Below are 17,050 nucleotides of genomic sequence, written 5' to 3'. Positions count from 1 at the left end.
GCCCGGAGAGAGCGCCGAAGCGGCCGGTTATGACGCGACTTCTCGGCTCACATCGCCGATTGGCCGAATTCTGTCGGGTGACCGAAATCGTGCGTATGAGACCGCGTTCGCTCAAAGGCTTGGATTCTCCCGTTACCGGACCTGTCGAGGGGCGGTTCTTGGCTATGGTCCACCCCTGCACAAGCCTCAAGCCACGATCGGAGTTGGGGACATTGACGGCCTCCCCTGGTGACGGCGAGCACACGGCCCGCGAGGGCTACTACCCCGATCCGTCCATCCCCGGGTACGTCAGGTTCTGGAACGGCCTGAACTGGGTTCCCGGTACGAGCCGCCCCGCGGTCGCCGCCGACGAGACGGGTCCGGTGTTCCTCGACGAGACCGGTGCGACGGAGGCGCTGCGCGAGCCCGAACGGTGGCCCGAACCCGAACCGGGACCGGAACCCGAACCCGAACCCGAACCGGACTCCGGGCCCGGAGCCGCCGTGTGGCAGGCCGACCGCTTCCACCAGTCCGGTTTCGGCGGGCCGCGCGACGACCGCGTCTCCTGGGGCCACGAGCCGCCGGCCGATGCCGCCAGACCGGCGGGGATCTCCCTGGCCCGGCCGCCCGCTCCGGCTCCCGCTCCGGCCCGTGCCCCCGCGCCCGCCCCGGCCCCCGCCCCGGCCCCCGCGCCGGCCCGGGCCGCCCGTCCCGTGCCCGTCCCCGCGCGGATCTCCGGCTCCGCGGCCCCGGAGGGCGTCGGCATCCTGTCCGCCCGCTCCCCGGTCCGGGAGGCCGCCGCGCCCGCTCCGCTCTGGCCGGCCCCGGCCGCCCCGGAGGCTCCGGCCGCGCCGGCGAAGCCCGCACGGCGGGCGGAGCCCGTGGAGCGGGCGCGGCGCCGGGACGTGGACGTGGACATGAACAGGGACCTGGACCTGGACCTGGACCTGGATCTGGACCTGGACCGTGCGGCGCACGCCGCGCCCGCGGCCTCGACGAAGCTCGCGGACCGCGCGCGGCGTGCCGCACCCGCCGTCTCCGCCGAGGCCGCGCCCGAGCCGTCCGCCCCGTCCGCCCAGCCCGTCGCCCGACACCCCGTCACTCAGCGGGCCGTCTTCGAGCGGATGGCGGAGCGGGCGGTGCGGCCCGCCGGGTTCGCGCGCCGCGCGACGGCCCGGCTCCTGGACTCCCTCGTCTACGCGGGCGTCGCGGCGGGCACCGCGCTCCCGCTCGTACCCGGGGCGACCGCGCACCTGGAAGCCAAGGTGGAGGCCGCCCGTTCGACCGGGCGGACCACCACGGTGTGGCTGTTCGACGCCGCCATCGCGGGCCGGCTGGGCCTGGTACTGGGCGCCGTGCTCCTGTTCGGCATCCTCTACGAGGCCCTGCCGACCGCCCGTTGGGGCCGCACCCCGGGCAAGAAGCTGCTCGGCGTGCGCGTCCTGGCCGCCGCCACGCTGCGCCCGCCCCGCTTCGGCGCCGCGCTGCGCCGCTGGCTCGTGTACGCCCTCCTGGGCCTCCCTGGCGCCGTGTGGGCCCTGGGGGACCGTCCGCGCCGCCGGACCCTCCACGACCGCGTCGCACGGACGTACGTGGCCCGCTAGCGGCGCGCCGCAGCGGGCCGCGCACCGTGCGTCCCCCGAACGGGCGCGTCCCCGTTGCGGGCCGTTGCGGGCCGGGTTCGACTCGGGCCATGAGCACCGACCAGCCGCCGCCCGGCCAGCCGCCCGAGGACGACCCGTTCCTCAAGAAGCCCCAGGAGCCGACGCCCCCGTCGGGCGGTTCGCCGTACGGCTCGCCGCCCGCCGGCGGGGCCGGGGGATTCCCGCCGCCCCCGCCGCCCCCCGGTTCCGGCGCGGGCGGCTACCCGCCGCCGCCCGCCGGTGGTGGTGGGGCCGGGGCCGGTGGCTACCCGCCTCCGCCGCCGCCCTACGGAGGCGGCGGCGACCCGTACGGGGGCGGCGGCGGCTACGGCATGCCCGACCCGCTCGCCGGGATGCCGCCGCTCGCCGACTTCGGCAAGCGGCTCGCCGCCCGCATCGTCGACGTGCTGATCATCGCCGTGCCGCTGTTCCTGATCCAGCTGGCCGTCGGCACGAAGCGCTACACGGTCGACACGAACAACGGCGAGGACGTCTCCGAGGTCATCACCAAGTCCTACAGCGGCACCGGCTTGGTTATGACATTGGTCTCGATCGCCGCCTACGTCGGCTACGACTGGTGGTTCACCAAGAAGAACGGCCAGACCCTCGGCAAGAAGTGGATGGGCCTGCGCGTCGCGATGCTCAACGACGGCAGCATCCCCCCGTCCGGCCCCGCCCTGGGCCGCGCCGCCGTGCTCTGGCTGCCGACACTGATCTGCTGCTTCTGCCTGTGGCCGATCGCACTCGTCATCTCGATGCTCGTCGACAAGCCCTACAAGCAGGGCCTGCACGACAAGGTCGCCAAGACCGTGGTGGTCCGGGCCGGTTAGGCCGGCGGGACCGCCGCGGCGGTCGACAGGCGTACGCACGCAGCTCGGCGCGCGGGCGGTCTCCCCCCTCGGGAGGCCGCCCGCGCCGCGCTGCGCGCCGGGATCAGTGGTGCACGGGGTGTTCGGCGGAGGCCGGACCCGCCACCGTGTCCGGCAGTGTGTCGGGCACCGGTGAGGCGGTTCCCGGACGGGCCGTCGCCGCATGCCTGCCGCGCCGGCGCGGGGCCGGTACGGTGAGCGCGACGAGGAGCCCGAGGGCGAGGGCCGCGGCGGAGATGACCGCGACGCCGAGTCCCGTACTGGTCTGCGAGAGCAGCAGCATGGCGATCGTCGAGACGATGACGGTGGCGGACCCGTAGGCGAGCTGTGCGGCAGTCGGACGCGGCATGGCGATATCCGTCCTCGAAGCGGGAGGGGGAGTCGGCTCAACCTGGTCGGGCGTCAAGTGACTCTACGACGGTGGATGCCCGAGCGGCACTGCCGGTAAGCGCGACCTAACCCAGGGCTGCGGAGCACAGGGGGCGCACAGGGGTCATTCTCGAGCAGGTCTCGACGCGCAGAGGCCCCGTTCGTCCCCTATGGCCGGGGTACGTCCGGATAGCGGAACTCGGTGACCGCATAGTGCAGTTGTAAGGAACAAGTCAAGGTCTGTCTTTTCTCGCGACTCTCCGGTCAAATGTCGTCACTTGAGACGCGCGCCGCACGGAACCCCCCACTCCTTCGGAGAAGTTCCGCACCACGTCGCGGCCGCGGGAGGGGAACGACATCAAGTGACCGGCAACTCCATCAGCCGACGAGCGCTGCGCGCCGTCGCAATCGGCGTGACACTGGCCGCCACGGCGGCCACCGGCGCCGCCTTCACCATCGCCCAGGCGGACCCCGGCAGCGCGAAGGCGCCCGCCGCGGACCGTCAGGACCCGACCGCCTCCTCCAAGGAGAAGGTCGAGCACAACCTCGTCGGACCGTTCACGGTGCAGCAGGAGCAGGCCAAGAAGGCTGCCCTGGAGCAGGTGCTGACCGGCCAGAAGAACGTCGAGCAGCGCGGCGCCTCCAAGGTGGTCAAGCTCGACGACAAGAAGTACGTCGAGCTCGGCCGCGAGAAGACCGACAAGATCTTCACGATCCTCGTCGACTTCGGCGACCAGGTGGACAGCACCACCATGTTCGACCCGGACGGCCCGGGCGGCCCCAAGCCGGCCGCGCCCAAGTACGGCGGCACGCCGGGTCCCGCGCACAACCAGATCGCCCAGCCGGACCGTGCGACGAACAACAGCACGGCGTGGCGCAAGGACTTCAGCCGCTCGTACTTCCAGGACCTGTACTTCGGTACCGGTCAGGGCAAGGACTCGCTGAAGACCTACTACGAGAAGACCTCCTCGGGCCGTTACTCGGTCGACGGCGAGGTCGCCGACTGGGTCAAGGTCCCGTACAACGAGGCCCGTTACGGCTCGAACTACTGCGGGCAGACCAACTGCGCCAACGTCTGGGACACGGTCAAGGACGGCGTGACCGCCTGGGCCGATGCCCAGAAGAAGGCCGGCAAGACCGACGCCGAGATCAAGGCGCAGCTGTCCCAGTACGACCAGTGGGACCGCAACGACTTCGACGGCGACGGCAACTTCAACGAGCCCGACGGCTACATCGACCACTTCCAGATCGTCCACGCGGGCGAGGACGAGTCGGCCGGCGGCGGCGTGCAGGGCACCAACGCCCTGTGGGCGCACCGCTGGTACGCCTACGGCACCGATGTCGGCAAGACCGGTCCGGCGAACAACAAGTCGGGCGGCACCCAGATCGGCGACACGGGCATCTGGGTCGGCGACTACACGATGCAGCCCGAGAACGGCGGCCTCGGCGTCTTCGCGCACGAGTACGGCCACGACCTCGGCCTCCCGGACCTCTACGACACCTCCGGTGGCGGCGAGAACTCGGTCGGCTTCTGGTCCCTGATGTCGGCCGGCTCCTGGCTCGGCAACGGCAAGGACTCCATAGGCGACCTCCCGGGCGACATGAACGCCTGGGACAAGTTCCAGCTGGGCTGGCTGAACTACGACACGGCCAAGGCCGCGACGAAGTCCACCCACAAGCTCGGTGTGGCGGAGTACAACACCAAGGACAAGCAGGCGCTGCTCGTCGAGCTGCCGAAGAAGCAGGTCAAGACCGAGATCGTCGCTCCCGCCGAGGGCTCCTCGCAGTGGTGGAGCAACATGGGTGACGACCTCAAGAACACCCTGACCCGCTCGGTCGACCTGACCGGCAAGTCCTCCGCGGCCCTGTCGCTCAAGGGCTGGTGGGACATCGAGGCGGAGTACGACTTCCTGTACACCGAGGTCTCCACGGACGGCGGCGCCACCTGGACCGCCCTCGCCGGCACCGCCGACGGTGCGGCCCTCCCGGCCGACGCCTCCGGCAGCCCGTCGCTGACCGGCGTCTCGGGTGCCTGGAAGAACCTGAACTACCCGCTGGACGCCTACGCGGGCAAGAAGGTCGACCTCCGCTTCCGCTACCAGACGGACGGCGGCGCGGGCGGCAAGGGCTTCACGGCCGACGCCCTCACCATCACCGCGGACGGCTCCGCGCTGTTCACCGACGGCGCCGAGAACGGCGACAACGGCTGGACCGGCAAGGGCTTCTCCCGGGTCGGCAACGGCTTCACCAAGGAGTACGCGCAGTACTACCTGGCGGAGAACCGCCGCTACGTGTCGTACGACTCCACCCTCAAGGTGGGTCCGTACAACTTCGGCTTCTCCAACACGAAGCCGAACTGGGTCGAGCACTACCCCTACCAGGACGGTCTCCTGATCTGGCAGTGGGACACCTCCCAGAAGGACAACAACACCAGCCAGCACCCCGGCTCCGGTCTGATCCTCCCGATCGACGCCAACGCCAAGCCGATGAAGTGGTCGGACGGCACCCTGCTGCGGAACAAGATCCAGCCGTACGACGCCACCTTCAGCGCGTACTCCACGGATGCCTTCACGCTGCACAAGAACGGTGAAGAGCTGTTCCTGAAGCCGAAGCCCACGAACCTGGTCTTCGACGACCACAAGGGCAAGTACTACTACGACGAGAACCCGACCGGTTCGGTGAAGGTCACTGACACCAACACCAAGATCAAGATCGTCAAGGAGCCGTACGACGGTCTCCAGATGACGGTCGAGGTCGGCCCGGCCGTTAAGTAACTCGGTAAAGCCGCAGGTCAAAGCATGATCGGCCGTCGCCCCCTAGCGGGCGGCGGCCGATCGCGTTTAGATGCGTGTTGCGAGTTTCTTATTGACGGGGGAGATGAAGACATGCCCGGTGGAGGTTTCGTCAGACTGCCTGGCGGCAGCGTGGTCGTCGCGCTCACGCTGCCCAGGCCCTCCGGTGAGGGCGGAAACGTGCGTGTGCTGGTGCACGCGGCGAACCGGGCCCGCGCCCTGACCAGGCTGCGGAACCTCGGGATGCGCGCCGTCTACCTCCGCGGCAACGCCCAGCCCCCGACCCCGGACGAGGTCACCGCCGTCCTGCACCACCCGGACGGCCTGCTGTGGCGCTGCGCGCCGGACCGGGCGGCGGAGCTGTGGCACCCGATCAGGGCGCTGCTGGGCTGAGGGCGGGGCCGTCAGGGCGGCGGCGGGCGGTGCCGGGGCGGTACCGGGGCGGTCCGGGGGCCGGCGGCCGGACGCCCGGGCGGCCGCCCGCAGGCGGCTCAGCCGAGTTCGAAGCCGAAGCTCCCGCTCACCCGCGTGCCGTCGTCCTCGCGGACGGTCCACCACCGCACGGCGTAGGCCCCTGCCGGGACCCGCTCGGCGGGGGTGTGCCCGAAGCTGTACGCCGAGGGCAGGGTGCGGTTCATCCGGAACTCCAGCACGGGCGTCCCCTCGCGGGTGAGGAGGTCGGCCCCCGCCGCGAGGGGCAGGTCCCCGGCGGGGCGGGAGGGCTCGCCCTCACCCGACCACACGAAGGTCGGCTGCCAGCCGCCCTCCGCCGCCGAGAGGCTGATGGCGCCGCGGCCCCGGAGCGAATGCTCCGGGGGTGCGCCGCCGTCCGCCGGTCCGCTGAAGCTGAGCATCACAGATCGCCTCCTTGGGGCAGGTGGTGCCGGCCGGGGTGCCGACCCCGCGCACGCTGCCAGCTCTCGCGCGCGGACGGACGTCTCCTTCGCGCCTTTGACGGGAATCCGCCCCAGCTTGTCCTATTGGTGCGGTGCCCGGTGCCCGGTGCCGCCCGCCGCCGGGAGCCCGGTGTCAGCCCGCCACCACCGGCGTCCCGCTCAGCCGCACGCCGGCCGCGCGGAGCTCGGCCAGCGCACGGGTCGTGGTGTGCGCGGCCACGCCGGCCGTCAGGTCCAGCAGGACGTGCGTGCGCAGGCCCGCGCGGGCCGCGTCCAGGGCGGTGGCCCTGACGCAGTGGTCGGTGGCGATGCCGACCACGTCGACCTCGGTGACCTGCCGGTCCCGCAGCCACTCCACGAGCCCGAGGCCGTTCTCGTCCGCGCCCTCGAAGCCGCTGTACGCCGCCTCGTACGCCCCCTTGTCGAAGACGGCCGCGACGGCCCCCGAGGCGACGGCGGGAGCGAAGTTCGGGTGGAAGCCCACGCCCTCGGTCCCGGCCACGCAGTGGACGGGCCAGGACGTCTCGAAGTCCGGCTGGGCCGGCGGGTGCGCGAAATGGGACCCGGGATCGATGTGGTGGTCCCTCGTGGCGACGACGTACCGGTACCCGGCGGTGGCCTGACCGATGAGCTCGGTGATCGCGGCGGCCACGTCGGCCCCGCCGGCGACCGCGAGGCTGCCGCCTTCGCAGAAGTCGTTCTGTACGTCGACGACGATCAGTGCGCGGTGCATGTCCGGTGTCCTTCGGCTCGGTGTGTGGTGCTGCGGACGCTGCGGGGGCTCTTCCCCCACCCCGCCCCTTCCCGAAACGGGGGCTCAGCCCCGGACCCGCCCGGGCGCGCTGAGCGCCCGCGCGGGTCCCGTCGCGCCCCGCTACGCGTACTCGGTCGGGATCACGGCCTCGCCGCGCGACAGCTGCGACGCCGAGAGGGGCAGGCCCGCGAGGGCCTCGCGGTGGCGGTCGCGCGCCGTCTCCAGGGATTCGCGGGCCACCACCTCACCCGCCTTGACCAGCTGGACGAGGAGCTGCGTGTCGGCCAGCGCCGCCGGGACCGGGCCGGTACCGAGGACCTCGGCCTCCGCGACCCCGTCGGAGTCGAGCCGCCGCGCCGCCCACTTGCGCCCGCCGACGGAGATCTTGCCGCCCGAGGACTTCTTCGCCACCGACACCAGCGGCGCCTTCGGGTCGGCGGAGGCCGCCCGCGCCACCAGCTTGTAGACCATCGAGCACGTCGGGTGCCCGCTGCCGGTCACCAGCTGCGTGCCCACCCCGTAGGCGTCCACGGGGGCCGCGGCCAGCGAGGCGATCGCGTACTCGTCCAGGTCCGAGGTCACCACGATCCGCGTCGCCGTCGCTCCGAGCTCGTCCAGCTGCTGGCGCACGCGGTGCGCGACCAGCAGCAGGTCCCCGGAGTCGATCCGGACCGCGCCCAGGCCGGTCCCGGCGACCTCCACGGCCGTCCGGACCGCCTCGGCCACGTCGTAGGTGTCGACCAGCAGGGTCGTCCCGTTCCCCAGCGAGGCGACCTGGGCCGTGAACGCGCCCCGCTCGTCGTCGTGCAGCAGGGTGAAGGCGTGCGCGCTCGTGCCGACCGTCGGGATCCCGTACCGGAAGCCGGCCGCGAGGTCCGAGGTGGAGGTGAAGCCGCCCACGTACGCGGCGCGGGCCGAGGCGACGGCCGCCAGTTCGTGGGTGCGCCGGGCGCCCATCTCGATCAGCGGGCGGCCGCCGGCGGCCGAGGACATCCGGGAGGCGGCCGCGGCGATCGCCGAGTCGTGGTTGAGGATCGACAGGACCACGGTCTCCAGCAGCACGCACTCGGCGAAGCTGCCCTCGACGCGCAGGACCGGGGAGCCGGGGAAGTAGACCTCGCCCTCCGGGTAGCCCCAGATGTCGCCCGAGAAGCGGTAGGAGGCCAGCCAGTCGAGGGTGCGGGCGTCGACGACGGCCCGCTCGCGCAGGAACTCCAGCACGGCGCCGTCGAAGCGGAAGTTCTCCACCGCGTCGAGCACCCGGCCGGTTCCCGCGACCACGCCGTAGCGCCGCCCCTCGGGCAGCCGCCGGGTGAAGACCTCGAAGACCGAGCGCCGGTCGGCGGTGCCGCTGGCCAGCGCGGCCTGCAGCATCGTGAGCTCGTAATGGTCCGTGAAGAGCGCTGTCGACGGCACGTCCACCGGCAGGCCCAGGTCCGCAGGGTTCATGTCACGGATGCTAGCGCACATCTCGTCAGATTGACGAGATGTAGGGCCCGTTTGTGCGACGGACCCTCCTCAGTGGCAGCATGGGACAAGTGAGTGTTGCTCCCGTTGAGATCGAACGCACCGAGTCGGCCGAAGAGACCTTCGCGGTCCCGGAACCCGACGTCCCGTGGGTGACCCTGGTGCACAACGACCCGGTCAACCTCATGAGCTACGTGACGTACGTGTTCCAGGCGTACTTCGGCTATTCCAAGGACAAGGCGAACAAGCTGATGCTCGACGTCCACCACAAGGGCCGGGCGGTCGTCTCCAGCGGCAGTCGCGAGGAGATGGAGCGCGACGTGCAGGCCCTGCACGGCTACGGCCTCTGGGCGACCATGTCCCAGGACCGCAACTGATGGGCGGCGTCTTCGAGGCCCTGAAGGGCGGCGGCGCCGCCATCGCCCTGGACGAGATCGAGATCTCGATCCTGCGCTCGCTGGCCGTGCAGCTGCTGGAGCTCATCGGCCCCGGCGAGCCCGAGCCCGAGCCGGAGGCGGACCCGCTCGCCGCCCTCTTCGCGGCCTCCGACGGCCCGACCGAGCCCCCGTCCGACCCGGCGCTCGCCCGGCTCTTCCCCGACGCCTACGGCGGTCCGGGGTCCGGCGCAGGCGCCGACGAGGAGGAGCTGCGGGCCCATTCGGCCGAATTCCGCCGCTTCACCGAGAACGACCTGCGCGCCCGCAAGCGGGAGGACGCGCTTGCCGTCGTGCGCAGCCTGGACGGGCTCACCCCGGGCGGCGACGGGACCGCCGTCCTGGAGCTGACCGACCAGCTGCCGCTGCGCTGGCTCGGCGCGCTCAACGACCTGCGGCTCACCGTCGCGGCCCGGCTCGAGATCACCGAGGACGACGAGAGCGCCGCGCTCTTCCGGCTCCCGGACGACGATCCGCGCAAACCGATGGTGATGGCCTACCTGTGGCTCGGCGGCCTCCAGGAGACCCTCATCGAAACCCTCTGAGGTTTCCTCAGATCATCCTCAGATCGCCCCCGGCCGACCCTCGGACCGGGGGCCCGTTCGCTCAGCGGACGCTCAAATCCGGATAACGATCAGATCACCACGATGTGGTGATCTGTTTGTTTTCCGGCAGTCATGTCCCGATTTTTTTGCGGCCTGCGTCACATTTTTCCCCCTCGGGCACCCGTAAGCACGTGATAAATCTTCACGACCGCCGACGGGGCGCCACCCATGCCCCCCGGCCTGCTTGAACCGGCTGATCGCCGGCGTGCAACTCCATCCGTATCCGGGGGGATCGAGGACCCGATCCGAGCCAGTGAAGGCGCGGGTCGGCGTGGAGAAAGGCGCACCAAGACATGACCTCCGTACAGGTCGACGAGCAGCAGCACGACACGGCCGAGGGCGGCGAGGGGTACCACCGCGCACTCGGAGCCCGCCAGATCCAGATGATCGCGATCGGCGGAGCCATCGGCACCGGCCTCTTCCTGGGCGCCGGCAAGGCCATCTCGAAGGCCGGACCGAGTCTGATCCTGGCCTACGCCATCGCGGGCCTGGTCATCTTCTTCATCATGCGGGCCCTGGGCGAACTGCTCATGTACCGCCCCGTCTCCGGCTCCTTCTCGGACTACGCCCGGGAGTTCCTCGGCCCCTTCTGGGGGTACGTGACCGGCTGGACGTACTGGCTCTTCTGGGTGGTCACCGGCATCACCGAGGTCACCGCGGCCGCGCAGTACATGTCCTACTGGACCCATGACGGCTTCCCGCAGTGGGCGTACGCGCTGATCTTCACCGTCGTCCTCTACGGCGCCAACCTGATCTCCGTGAAGCTCTTCGGCGAGCTCGAGTTCTGGTTCTCCATGGTCAAGGTCACCGCCATCGTCGGCATGATCCTGATCTGCGCCGGCATCCTCACCCTCGGCTTCTCCGACGCCGCCGACACGGCGACCGTCACGAACCTGTGGAACGACGGCGGCTTCTTCCCCAAGGGCATCGGCGGCACGCTGATGACCCTGCAGATCGTCATGTTCGCCTTCCTCGCGGTCGAGCTGGTCGGCGTCACCGCCGGCGAGTCCAAGAACCCCGAGAAGACCCTGCCCAAGGCCATCAACACCGTGCCGTGGCGCATCGCCGTCTTCTACGTCGGTGCACTGATCATGATCCTGTCGGTCGTCCCGTGGCACGAGTTCCAGCCCGGCGTCAGCCCCTTCGTCGCGGCCTTCGAGAAGATGGGCCTCGGCGTCGGCGCCGCGATCGTCAACTTCGTGGTCCTCACCGCCGCCCTGTCCTCCTGCAACTCGGGCATGTACTCCACCGGCCGCATGCTGCGCGACCTCGCGCTCAACGGCCAGGGCCCGAAGTTCTTCACCAAGCTCACCAAGAGCGGCACCCCGCTGATCGGAACCAGCTTCTCCGCCGCCCTCATGCTGGTCGGCGTCTGGATCAACTACGTCGCCCCCGGCAAGGCCTTCGACTACGTCGTCTCCTTCGCCACCATCTCCGGCATGTGGGCCTGGATCATGATCCTGGTCTGCCAGATCCGCTACCGCGCCGCCTCCGACCGCGGGGACGTCCCGAAGTCGACGTTCCGCGCGCCGGGCGCCCCGTACACCAGCTACTTCGCCCTGGCCTTCATCGGCATGGTCATCGTGATGATGGGCGTCGACAAGGACGCGCGCGTCTCGCTCTACTGCGCCCCGCTGTGGGGTCTGCTGCTGGGCGTCTCGTACCTGGTGCTGAAGTCCCGCGCCCCGCGCGCCGAGGCCTTCGACAAGGTCTCCTAGAGGCTCCTCAAGCCGTGGGTCCCGGCCGCCCGTCACGGCCGGGAACCGTGTCCTCCCGGGCCTCGTGTCCAGCATCCGGGCCCTCCCGTACCACTCCTCGGTACGGGAGGGCCCGTCTGCATATCCTGTCGCTCATGCTGACCCTCACCCAGGCCCTCTACGACCAGATCGTCGCGCACGCGCGTCAGGACCACCCCGACGAGGCGTGCGGAGTGGTGGCCGGCCCGGCGGGCACGGACCGCCCGGAGCGGTTCGTCCCGATGCTGAACGCGGCCCGGTCGCCCACGTTCTACGAGTTCGACTCGAAGGACCTGCTGAAGCTCTACCGCGAACTCGACGACCGGGACGAGGACCCCGTCATCGTCTACCACTCGCACACCGCGACCGAGGCCTATCCCTCCCGCACGGACGTCACGTACGCCAACGAGCCCGGCGCCCACTACGTACTGGTCTCCACGGCCGACACGGACGGACTCGGAGAGTTCCAGTTCCGCTCGTACCGGATCGTCGAAGGCGTGATCACGGAGGAAGAAGTGAAGGTCGTCGAGGCCTACTGACCGGGTGCTGACCAGCATGTGAGCGGTATGCGTCCACGATGCGGGATCACACTCCAAACCGGGGACCGGGAATCGTTAACATGACCGCATGGTTCCCCACGACGTGAGCATCGAGACGCCCGGCAGGCTGCTGCTCGTGGCGCGGCTGCACGTCGATCTGTGCCGCCTCGCCAGCGCCATCTGTCCTGCCGCCTGAGCCGCCCGCCCCCGCGGGGCCGCACGCTCACGCCCGCACCTCCGCCGTCCCCGCCCCACTTCGCCGTCCCTCACCACCTGACTGGAGCCTGCCATGGCCATCGAGGTCCGCATCCCCACCATCCTCCGCACCTACACCGACGGCGAGAAGGCCGTCACGGGTGAGGGCGCGACCCTCTCCGAGCTCTTCTCGGACCTGGAGACCCGCCACAAGGGCATCCAGGAGCGCATCGTCGACGAGACCAAGGGCGGCGAGCTGCGCCGGTTCGTCAACGTCTACCTCAACGACGAGGACGTCCGCTTCCTCGCCGGCATCTCCACCGAGCTCAAGGACGGCGACAACGTCACCATCCTCCCGGCCGTGGCCGGCGGATCGAAGTAATGCGCTACGACTCCCCCCTGGCCGCGGTCGGCAACACGCCGCTCGTGCGGCTGCCCCGCCTCTCGCCCTCCGACGACGTACGGATCTGGGCGAAGCTGGAGGACCGCAACCCGACCGGCTCGATCAAGGACCGCCCGGCGCTCCACATGGTCGAGCAGGCCGAGAAGAACGGCCGGCTGTTCCCCGGCTGCACGATCCTGGAGCCCACCTCCGGCAACACCGGCATCTCGCTGGCGATGGCGGCGAAGCTCAAGGGCTACCGGATCGTGTGCGTGATGCCGGAGAACACCTCGCAGGAGCGGCGCGACCTGCTGGCCATGTGGGGAGCCGAGATCATCCCTTCGCCGGCGGCGGGCGGCTCCAACACGGCCGTCCGCGTCGCGAAGGAACTCGCGGAGCAGCACCCGGACTGGGTGATGCTCTATCAGTACGGCAACCCGGACAACGCGGGCGCGCACTACGCGACGACCGGTCCGGAGATCCTCCGGGACCTGCCGTCGATCACCCACTTCGTGGCGGGCCTCGGCACGACGGGCACCCTGATGGGCGTCGGCCGGTACCTGCGCGAGCACGTGCCGGGCGTCAAGATCGTGGCGGCGGAACCACGCTACGACGACCTCGTCTACGGCCTGCGCAACCTCGACGAGGGCTTCGTCCCGGAGCTCTACGACGCGTCGGTCCTCACGACCCGCTTCTCGGTGGGCTCCGCGGACGCGGTCACCCGGACGCGGGAACTGCTGCAGCAGGAGGGCATCTTCGCGGGCGTCTCCACGGGCGCCGCCCTGCACGCGGCGATCGGCGTGGGGCGCAAGGCGGTGGCGGCGGGCGAGCGGGCCGACATCGCCTTCGTCGTGGCCGACGGCGGCTGGAAGTACCTCTCGACGGGCGTCTACACGGCGGCGACGACGGAAGAGGCGATCGAGGTCCTCCAGGGCCAGCTCTGGGCGTAGGCCGCGGGGCACCGCCGCGGGGAGAATCCAGCCAGGCCGGCGTTTGAGGCGCGGGTCCGGGGCGGAGCCCCGGGTCCGTCCGGTCGGTGTCGGAGCTCCGGGGAAACCGCGGAAGAGGTGGCTCCCGGACGGAGTCCGGGGGAGGGCCCGGGCCGGGCCCCGCGCAGCGGCAGGGCCCGCCCGCGACCGGGGGCGGCATCCCCCGACGGGTCAGGACAACAGCGCGGCCAGCACGCCGGCGTGGCTCGCCCCCGGATCCTTGACGGCGGTCAACAGCGTGACCGGCCCGGTCAGGGCGGCCTCCCGCAGGCGGGCGATCTCCGCCACCGCCTCCGTCGCCTCCAGCTCCGCCGCGTACCTCGCCCGGAACTCCTCCACGCAGCCGCCCCCGTGGAACCATTTCCGCAGCTCCGTCGACGGGGCGACCGCCTTCGCCCACGTGTCGACCTCCGCCGCCTCCTTCGACAGGCCCCGCGGCCACAGCCGGTCCACGAGCACCCTGACTCCGTCGGCCTCCGGCTCCGCGGGATCGTAGACCCGCTTCACCCGGACGACCCGAGTCCCTTCACCTCGTCCCACACCGCCGGGTCCACCACCCCCAGCCGCCGTGCCCGCGCGAACTCCCATACCGACACCTCCGTCACCCGGTCCGCCTCCAGGAACGCCCCCCGCGCCCCCACCACCCCCGGCGGCAGCGGGATCACCCCGGAGCGCCGGTCGTCGTACTTCCCGGTGATCCGCGCGATCCGCGCCCAGTGGCTCCGTACGCCCAGGACCAGACAGGGCTGTCCGTTCTCCAGGAACCACAGCTCACCGGGTTGCGGACGCGGCGGTGGTCCCGGCCCGTGCGGCGGCTGCGCGACATGCCGTGCCCGCCGGGGGACCAGCACCAGCAGGACCACGACCACCACCGCGGCGACCGCGGGCCACCAGGACGTGTCCATACTCCGACCGTAGCCGGGCAAGGGGCCCCCGGCACGGCAGCGGACCGGACGGCACCCGTACCGCACCCCCGCACCGCTCTCCCGTGCGAGGCGCCGGAGCGGCACCGCCACGGCAACCCGCACGGCAACTCGCACGGCAACCCCGATACGCCCCGTCGCTCCACCGGGTGACAGCACAGGTGATTCCCCCCACAACGGCCCGCCGCGGAGGAGCGACCGGAGGTTTCGCGCCTTACGCTCGACCCACGCACGGCCCGCATCCGTCCACGGACCGTCCACGGAGGTTCACGCTCCATGAAGCTCACCGTCGTCGGCTGTTCGGGTTCGTTCCCGTCCGCGGAATCGGCCTGTTCGAGCTACCTCGTCGAGGCCGACGGCTTCCGGCTGCTCCTCGACATGGGCAACGGAGCCCTCGGCGATCTCCAGCGGCACATCGGGCTCTACGATCTCGACGCGATCTTCCTGAGCCACCTGCACGCCGACCACTGCATCGACATGTGCGGCTACTTCGTCGCCCGCTACTACCGCCACGAGGGCGGCCGCTGCGGCACCATCCCCGTCTACGGCCCCGAGGGCACCGAGAAGCGGCTGTGCACGGCCTACGAGGACGTCCCCGACGAGCGCTCGATGAGCGAGGTCTTCGACTTCCGGACCCTGAAGCCGGGCACCTTCGAGATCGGCCCCTTCCGGGTCCGCACCGAGAGGCTCCGCCATCCGGTCGAGTCGTACGGGATCCGCGTCGAGCACGGCGGCCGCGCGCTGACCTACTCCGGTGACACCGGTGTCTGCGCCGAGCTGGGGCTGCTCGCCGAGGACACCGACCTCTTCCTCTGCGAGGCCTCCTTCACGCACGGCAAGGAGAACATCCCGGACCTGCACCTCAACGGCCGCGAGGCAGGCGAGTTCGCCCGCGACGGCCGGGCCGGCCGGCTCGTGCTGACGCACATCCCGCCGTGGACGGACGCCCGGCAGAACCTGGCGGACGCCCGCGCGGTCTACGACGGCCCGGTGGACCTGGCGCACGCGGGCGCGGTCTACGAGGTCTGACCCTCCGCGCCCGCCCCGCGCACCGGTCTCGCGCACCCGCCCCGCGCACCCACCTCGCGAGCACCCGCCCCGCGCCGGGTCCCCTGGAGGCGCGTACGACGAAGCCCCCGCCCTCCCTTGCGGGAGAGCGGGGGCCACGTCGTGCCGGGGCGTGGCGCGGGGCCCTACTTGGCCTCGGCCTTCTCCATCTCGGCGATCTCCTCGTCGGACTCGCGGCCCGGCGTCGGAAGGTTGAACTTCGTGATCGCGAAGCGGAAGCCGAAGTAGTAGACCGCCGCGAAGACCAGGCCGATCGGAATGATCATCCAGGGCGAGGTGGCCTTGTTCCAGCCGAGGCCGAGGTCGATCAGGCCGGCGGAGAAGGTGAAGCCGGCGTGGACGCCGAGCGCCCAGGTGACGGCCATGGACACGGCCGTCAGGACGGCGTGGATGGCGTAGAGCACCGGTGCGATGAACATGAACGAGAACTCGATCGGCTCGGTGACGCCCGTGACGAACGAGGTGAGGGCGAGCGAGAGCATCATGCCGGTGACGGCCTTGCGGCGCTCCGGGCGGGCGCTGTGGGCGATGGCGAGGGCGGCGGCCGGCAGGCCGAACATCATGATCGGGAAGAAGCCGGTCATGAACTGTCCGGCGCTGGCGTCTCCGGCCCAGAAGCGGTTCAGGTCGCCGTGCACGACCGCGCCGGCGGCGTCGGTGAAGTCACCGATCTGGAACCAGGCGACGGTGTTGACGAACTGGTGCATGCCGATCGGGATGAGCGCGCGGTTGATCAGGCCGAAGAGGCCGGCGCCGATGGAGCCGAGGCCGGTCATCCACTCGCCGAAGTTGGCGATGAGCTCGCCGATCGGCTCCCAGGCCAGGCCGAAGAAGACACCGACGAGGACGCCGACGAAGGCCATGACGATCGGGACCAGGCGGCGGCCGTTGAAGAAGCCGAGCCAGTCCACCAGCTTCGTGCGGTGGAAGCGCTGCCACAGGACCGCGGCGAGCAGACCCATGATGATGCCGCCGAGGACGCCGGGGTTGTTGTAGGTCGCCGGGATGTCGACGCCGTTGTTCTCGGTGGTGTTGATGACGGCCTCGGTCACCGGGAAGGCGGTGAGGACGTTCTTGTAGACCAGGAACCCGACGAGCGCGGCGAGCGCCGTGGAGCCGTCCGACTTCTTGGCGAAGCCGATCGCGACACCGATGCAGAAGAGCAGCGGCAGGTTGGCGAAGACGGCGTCACCGGCGGTGGCGAACACCGTGGCGACCTTGCCCCAGCCGAGGCCGTCCTTGCCGAAGACGTCGGGCTGGCCGAGGCGCAGCAGGATGCCCGCGGCCGGCAGGACGGCGATGGGCAGCTGAAGGCTGCGGCCGACCTTCTGCAGACCCTGGATCAGGCCGGAGCCCCGCTTCTTGGCGGGAGCGGCGGTGGCCGTAGTCATCAACTTCCTCCATTGGACA

Annotated in this window: 19 protein-coding genes; 12 read left to right on the top strand and 7 right to left on the bottom strand. The window is 71.1% G+C overall.

Annotated elements, in window-relative coordinates:
• The first annotated feature begins 212 nt into the window (after positions 1-212).
• Positions 213-1,583: an RDD family protein gene (locus ABZY44_RS09485; protein ID WP_356651649.1), complete on the top strand. Its 1,371-nt coding sequence runs from the start codon at positions 213-215 to the stop codon at positions 1,581-1,583.
• 89 nt (positions 1,584-1,672) lie between these two features.
• Positions 1,673-2,452, top strand: coding sequence for an RDD family protein (locus ABZY44_RS09480; RefSeq protein ID WP_356651647.1), 780 nt, complete (start codon positions 1,673-1,675; stop codon positions 2,450-2,452).
• A gap of 103 nt (positions 2,453-2,555) precedes the next feature.
• Here ABZY44_RS09480 and ABZY44_RS09475 read toward each other — a convergent pair whose 3' ends face one another.
• Entirely contained in the window at positions 2,556-2,840 is a 285-nt protein-coding gene (locus ABZY44_RS09475) for a hypothetical protein (protein ID WP_356651645.1), read from the bottom strand.
• 382 nt (positions 2,841-3,222) lie between these two features.
• Here ABZY44_RS09475 and ABZY44_RS09470 point away from each other — a divergent pair, with 382 nt between their 5' ends.
• Positions 3,223-5,634: an immune inhibitor A domain-containing protein gene (locus ABZY44_RS09470; RefSeq protein WP_356651643.1), complete on the top strand. Its 2,412-nt coding sequence runs from the start codon at positions 3,223-3,225 to the stop codon at positions 5,632-5,634.
• Positions 5,635-5,745: 111 nt separating this feature from the next.
• Positions 5,746-6,045 carry a hypothetical protein gene (locus ABZY44_RS09465; RefSeq protein ID WP_356651641.1) on the top strand — a complete coding sequence of 100 codons (300 nt, stop codon included), beginning with the start codon at positions 5,746-5,748 and terminating at the stop codon, positions 6,043-6,045.
• A 98-nt stretch (positions 6,046-6,143) separates the two neighbouring features.
• Here ABZY44_RS09465 and ABZY44_RS09460 read toward each other — a convergent pair whose 3' ends face one another.
• The 3 genes from ABZY44_RS09460 to ABZY44_RS09450 all read right to left on the bottom strand — a co-directional run bounded on the left by ABZY44_RS09460 (position 6,144) and on the right by ABZY44_RS09450 (position 8,751).
• A complete protein-coding gene (locus ABZY44_RS09460) occupies positions 6,144-6,506 on the bottom strand; it encodes a hypothetical protein (RefSeq protein WP_356651639.1) in 363 nt (120 codons plus the stop codon).
• A gap of 175 nt (positions 6,507-6,681) precedes the next feature.
• A complete protein-coding gene (locus tag ABZY44_RS09455; RefSeq protein ID WP_356651637.1) occupies positions 6,682-7,281 on the bottom strand; it encodes an isochorismatase family protein in 600 nt (199 codons plus the stop codon).
• Positions 7,282-7,422: 141 nt separating this feature from the next.
• Positions 7,423-8,751, bottom strand: a complete 1,329-nt coding sequence (locus tag ABZY44_RS09450; protein ID WP_356651635.1) for a nicotinate phosphoribosyltransferase — start codon at positions 8,749-8,751, stop codon at positions 7,423-7,425.
• An 80-nt stretch (positions 8,752-8,831) separates the two neighbouring features.
• On the opposite strand from ABZY44_RS09450, the gene clpS reads away from it, so the two are divergent.
• The 7 genes from clpS to ABZY44_RS09415 all read left to right on the top strand — a co-directional run bounded on the left by clpS (position 8,832) and on the right by ABZY44_RS09415 (position 13,610).
• Positions 8,832-9,146, top strand: a complete 315-nt coding sequence (clpS, locus tag ABZY44_RS09445; protein WP_356651633.1) for an ATP-dependent Clp protease adapter ClpS — start codon at positions 8,832-8,834, stop codon at positions 9,144-9,146.
• Complete coding sequence (locus ABZY44_RS09440) at positions 9,146-9,748, top strand: DUF2017 domain-containing protein (RefSeq protein ID WP_356651631.1); 603 nt, start codon at positions 9,146-9,148, stop codon at positions 9,746-9,748. Before clpS ends, ABZY44_RS09440 begins: the two co-directional genes overlap by 1 nt.
• Before the next feature lie 353 nt (positions 9,749-10,101).
• The gene (locus tag ABZY44_RS09435) at positions 10,102-11,526 is read left to right on the top strand and encodes an amino acid permease (protein WP_356651629.1); all 1,425 of its coding nucleotides are present in this window, start codon (positions 10,102-10,104) and stop codon (positions 11,524-11,526) included.
• Positions 11,527-11,660: 134 nt separating this feature from the next.
• The gene (locus ABZY44_RS09430) at positions 11,661-12,083 is read left to right on the top strand and encodes a M67 family metallopeptidase (protein WP_356651627.1); all 423 of its coding nucleotides are present in this window, start codon (positions 11,661-11,663) and stop codon (positions 12,081-12,083) included.
• Between the two features lie 88 nt (positions 12,084-12,171).
• A complete protein-coding gene (locus tag ABZY44_RS09425) occupies positions 12,172-12,279 on the top strand; it encodes a putative leader peptide (RefSeq protein WP_310941867.1) in 108 nt (35 codons plus the stop codon).
• A 93-nt stretch (positions 12,280-12,372) separates the two neighbouring features.
• Complete coding sequence (locus ABZY44_RS09420; RefSeq protein ID WP_356651625.1) at positions 12,373-12,660, top strand: MoaD/ThiS family protein; 288 nt, start codon at positions 12,373-12,375, stop codon at positions 12,658-12,660.
• Complete coding sequence (locus tag ABZY44_RS09415) at positions 12,660-13,610, top strand: cysteine synthase (protein WP_356651623.1); 951 nt, start codon at positions 12,660-12,662, stop codon at positions 13,608-13,610. Before ABZY44_RS09420 ends, ABZY44_RS09415 begins: the two co-directional genes overlap by 1 nt.
• A gap of 210 nt (positions 13,611-13,820) precedes the next feature.
• Here the strand turns inward: ABZY44_RS09415 and ABZY44_RS09410 are convergent, their stop codons facing one another.
• Positions 13,821-14,156: a DUF488 family protein gene (locus ABZY44_RS09410; RefSeq protein ID WP_356651621.1), complete on the bottom strand. Its 336-nt coding sequence runs from the start codon at positions 14,154-14,156 to the stop codon at positions 13,821-13,823.
• Positions 14,153-14,554, bottom strand: coding sequence for a hypothetical protein (locus ABZY44_RS09405; RefSeq protein WP_356651620.1), 402 nt, complete (start codon positions 14,552-14,554; stop codon positions 14,153-14,155). The genes ABZY44_RS09410 and ABZY44_RS09405 overlap by 4 nt, the downstream gene beginning before the upstream one ends.
• A gap of 294 nt (positions 14,555-14,848) precedes the next feature.
• Between ABZY44_RS09405 and ABZY44_RS09400 the strand changes: the two genes are divergently transcribed.
• Entirely contained in the window at positions 14,849-15,601 is a 753-nt protein-coding gene (locus ABZY44_RS09400; RefSeq protein ID WP_356651618.1) for an MBL fold metallo-hydrolase, read from the top strand.
• Positions 15,602-15,765: 164 nt separating this feature from the next.
• Here the strand turns inward: ABZY44_RS09400 and ABZY44_RS09395 are convergent, their stop codons facing one another.
• On the bottom strand, positions 15,766-17,031 hold the full coding sequence (locus ABZY44_RS09395; RefSeq protein WP_356651616.1) for a PTS transporter subunit EIIC: 1,266 nt from the start codon (positions 17,029-17,031) through the stop codon (positions 15,766-15,768).
• Positions 17,032-17,050 lie beyond the last annotated feature (19 nt).

It is taken from the genome of Streptomyces sp. NPDC006544, from assembly GCF_040611715.1.
Taxonomy (GTDB): domain Bacteria; phylum Actinomycetota; class Actinomycetes; order Streptomycetales; family Streptomycetaceae; genus Streptomyces.
Note: the sequence above shows the minus strand (reverse complement) of the source record. Positions and strands in the feature narration are given on the sequence as shown.

Excerpts from the sequence above, each read along its gene's own strand:
- ABZY44_RS09415 (WP_356651623.1), top strand. The coding sequence starts at position 12,660 with ATGCGCTACGACTCCCCCCTGGCCGCGGTCGGCAACACGCCGCTCGTG.
- ABZY44_RS09395 (WP_356651616.1), bottom strand. The coding sequence starts at position 17,031 with ATGACTACGGCCACCGCCGCTCCCGCCAAGAAGCGGGGCTCCGGCCTG.
- ABZY44_RS09420 (WP_356651625.1), top strand. The coding sequence starts at position 12,373 with ATGGCCATCGAGGTCCGCATCCCCACCATCCTCCGCACCTACACCGAC.
- ABZY44_RS09435 (WP_356651629.1), top strand. The coding sequence starts at position 10,102 with ATGACCTCCGTACAGGTCGACGAGCAGCAGCACGACACGGCCGAGGGC.
- ABZY44_RS09425 (WP_310941867.1), top strand. The coding sequence starts at position 12,172 with ATGGTTCCCCACGACGTGAGCATCGAGACGCCCGGCAGGCTGCTGCTC.
- ABZY44_RS09465 (WP_356651641.1), top strand. The coding sequence starts at position 5,746 with ATGCCCGGTGGAGGTTTCGTCAGACTGCCTGGCGGCAGCGTGGTCGTC.
- ABZY44_RS09460 (WP_356651639.1), bottom strand. The coding sequence starts at position 6,506 with ATGCTCAGCTTCAGCGGACCGGCGGACGGCGGCGCACCCCCGGAGCAT.
- ABZY44_RS09400 (WP_356651618.1), top strand. The coding sequence starts at position 14,849 with ATGAAGCTCACCGTCGTCGGCTGTTCGGGTTCGTTCCCGTCCGCGGAA.
- ABZY44_RS09455 (WP_356651637.1), bottom strand. The coding sequence starts at position 7,281 with ATGCACCGCGCACTGATCGTCGTCGACGTACAGAACGACTTCTGCGAA.
- ABZY44_RS09440 (WP_356651631.1), top strand. The coding sequence starts at position 9,146 with ATGGGCGGCGTCTTCGAGGCCCTGAAGGGCGGCGGCGCCGCCATCGCC.
- ABZY44_RS09405 (WP_356651620.1), bottom strand. The coding sequence starts at position 14,554 with ATGGACACGTCCTGGTGGCCCGCGGTCGCCGCGGTGGTGGTCGTGGTC.
- ABZY44_RS09430 (WP_356651627.1), top strand. The coding sequence starts at position 11,661 with ATGCTGACCCTCACCCAGGCCCTCTACGACCAGATCGTCGCGCACGCG.
- ABZY44_RS09475 (WP_356651645.1), bottom strand. The coding sequence starts at position 2,840 with ATGCCGCGTCCGACTGCCGCACAGCTCGCCTACGGGTCCGCCACCGTC.
- ABZY44_RS09480 (WP_356651647.1), top strand. The coding sequence starts at position 1,673 with ATGAGCACCGACCAGCCGCCGCCCGGCCAGCCGCCCGAGGACGACCCG.
- ABZY44_RS09450 (WP_356651635.1), bottom strand. The coding sequence starts at position 8,751 with ATGAACCCTGCGGACCTGGGCCTGCCGGTGGACGTGCCGTCGACAGCG.
- clpS (WP_356651633.1), top strand. The coding sequence starts at position 8,832 with ATGGGACAAGTGAGTGTTGCTCCCGTTGAGATCGAACGCACCGAGTCG.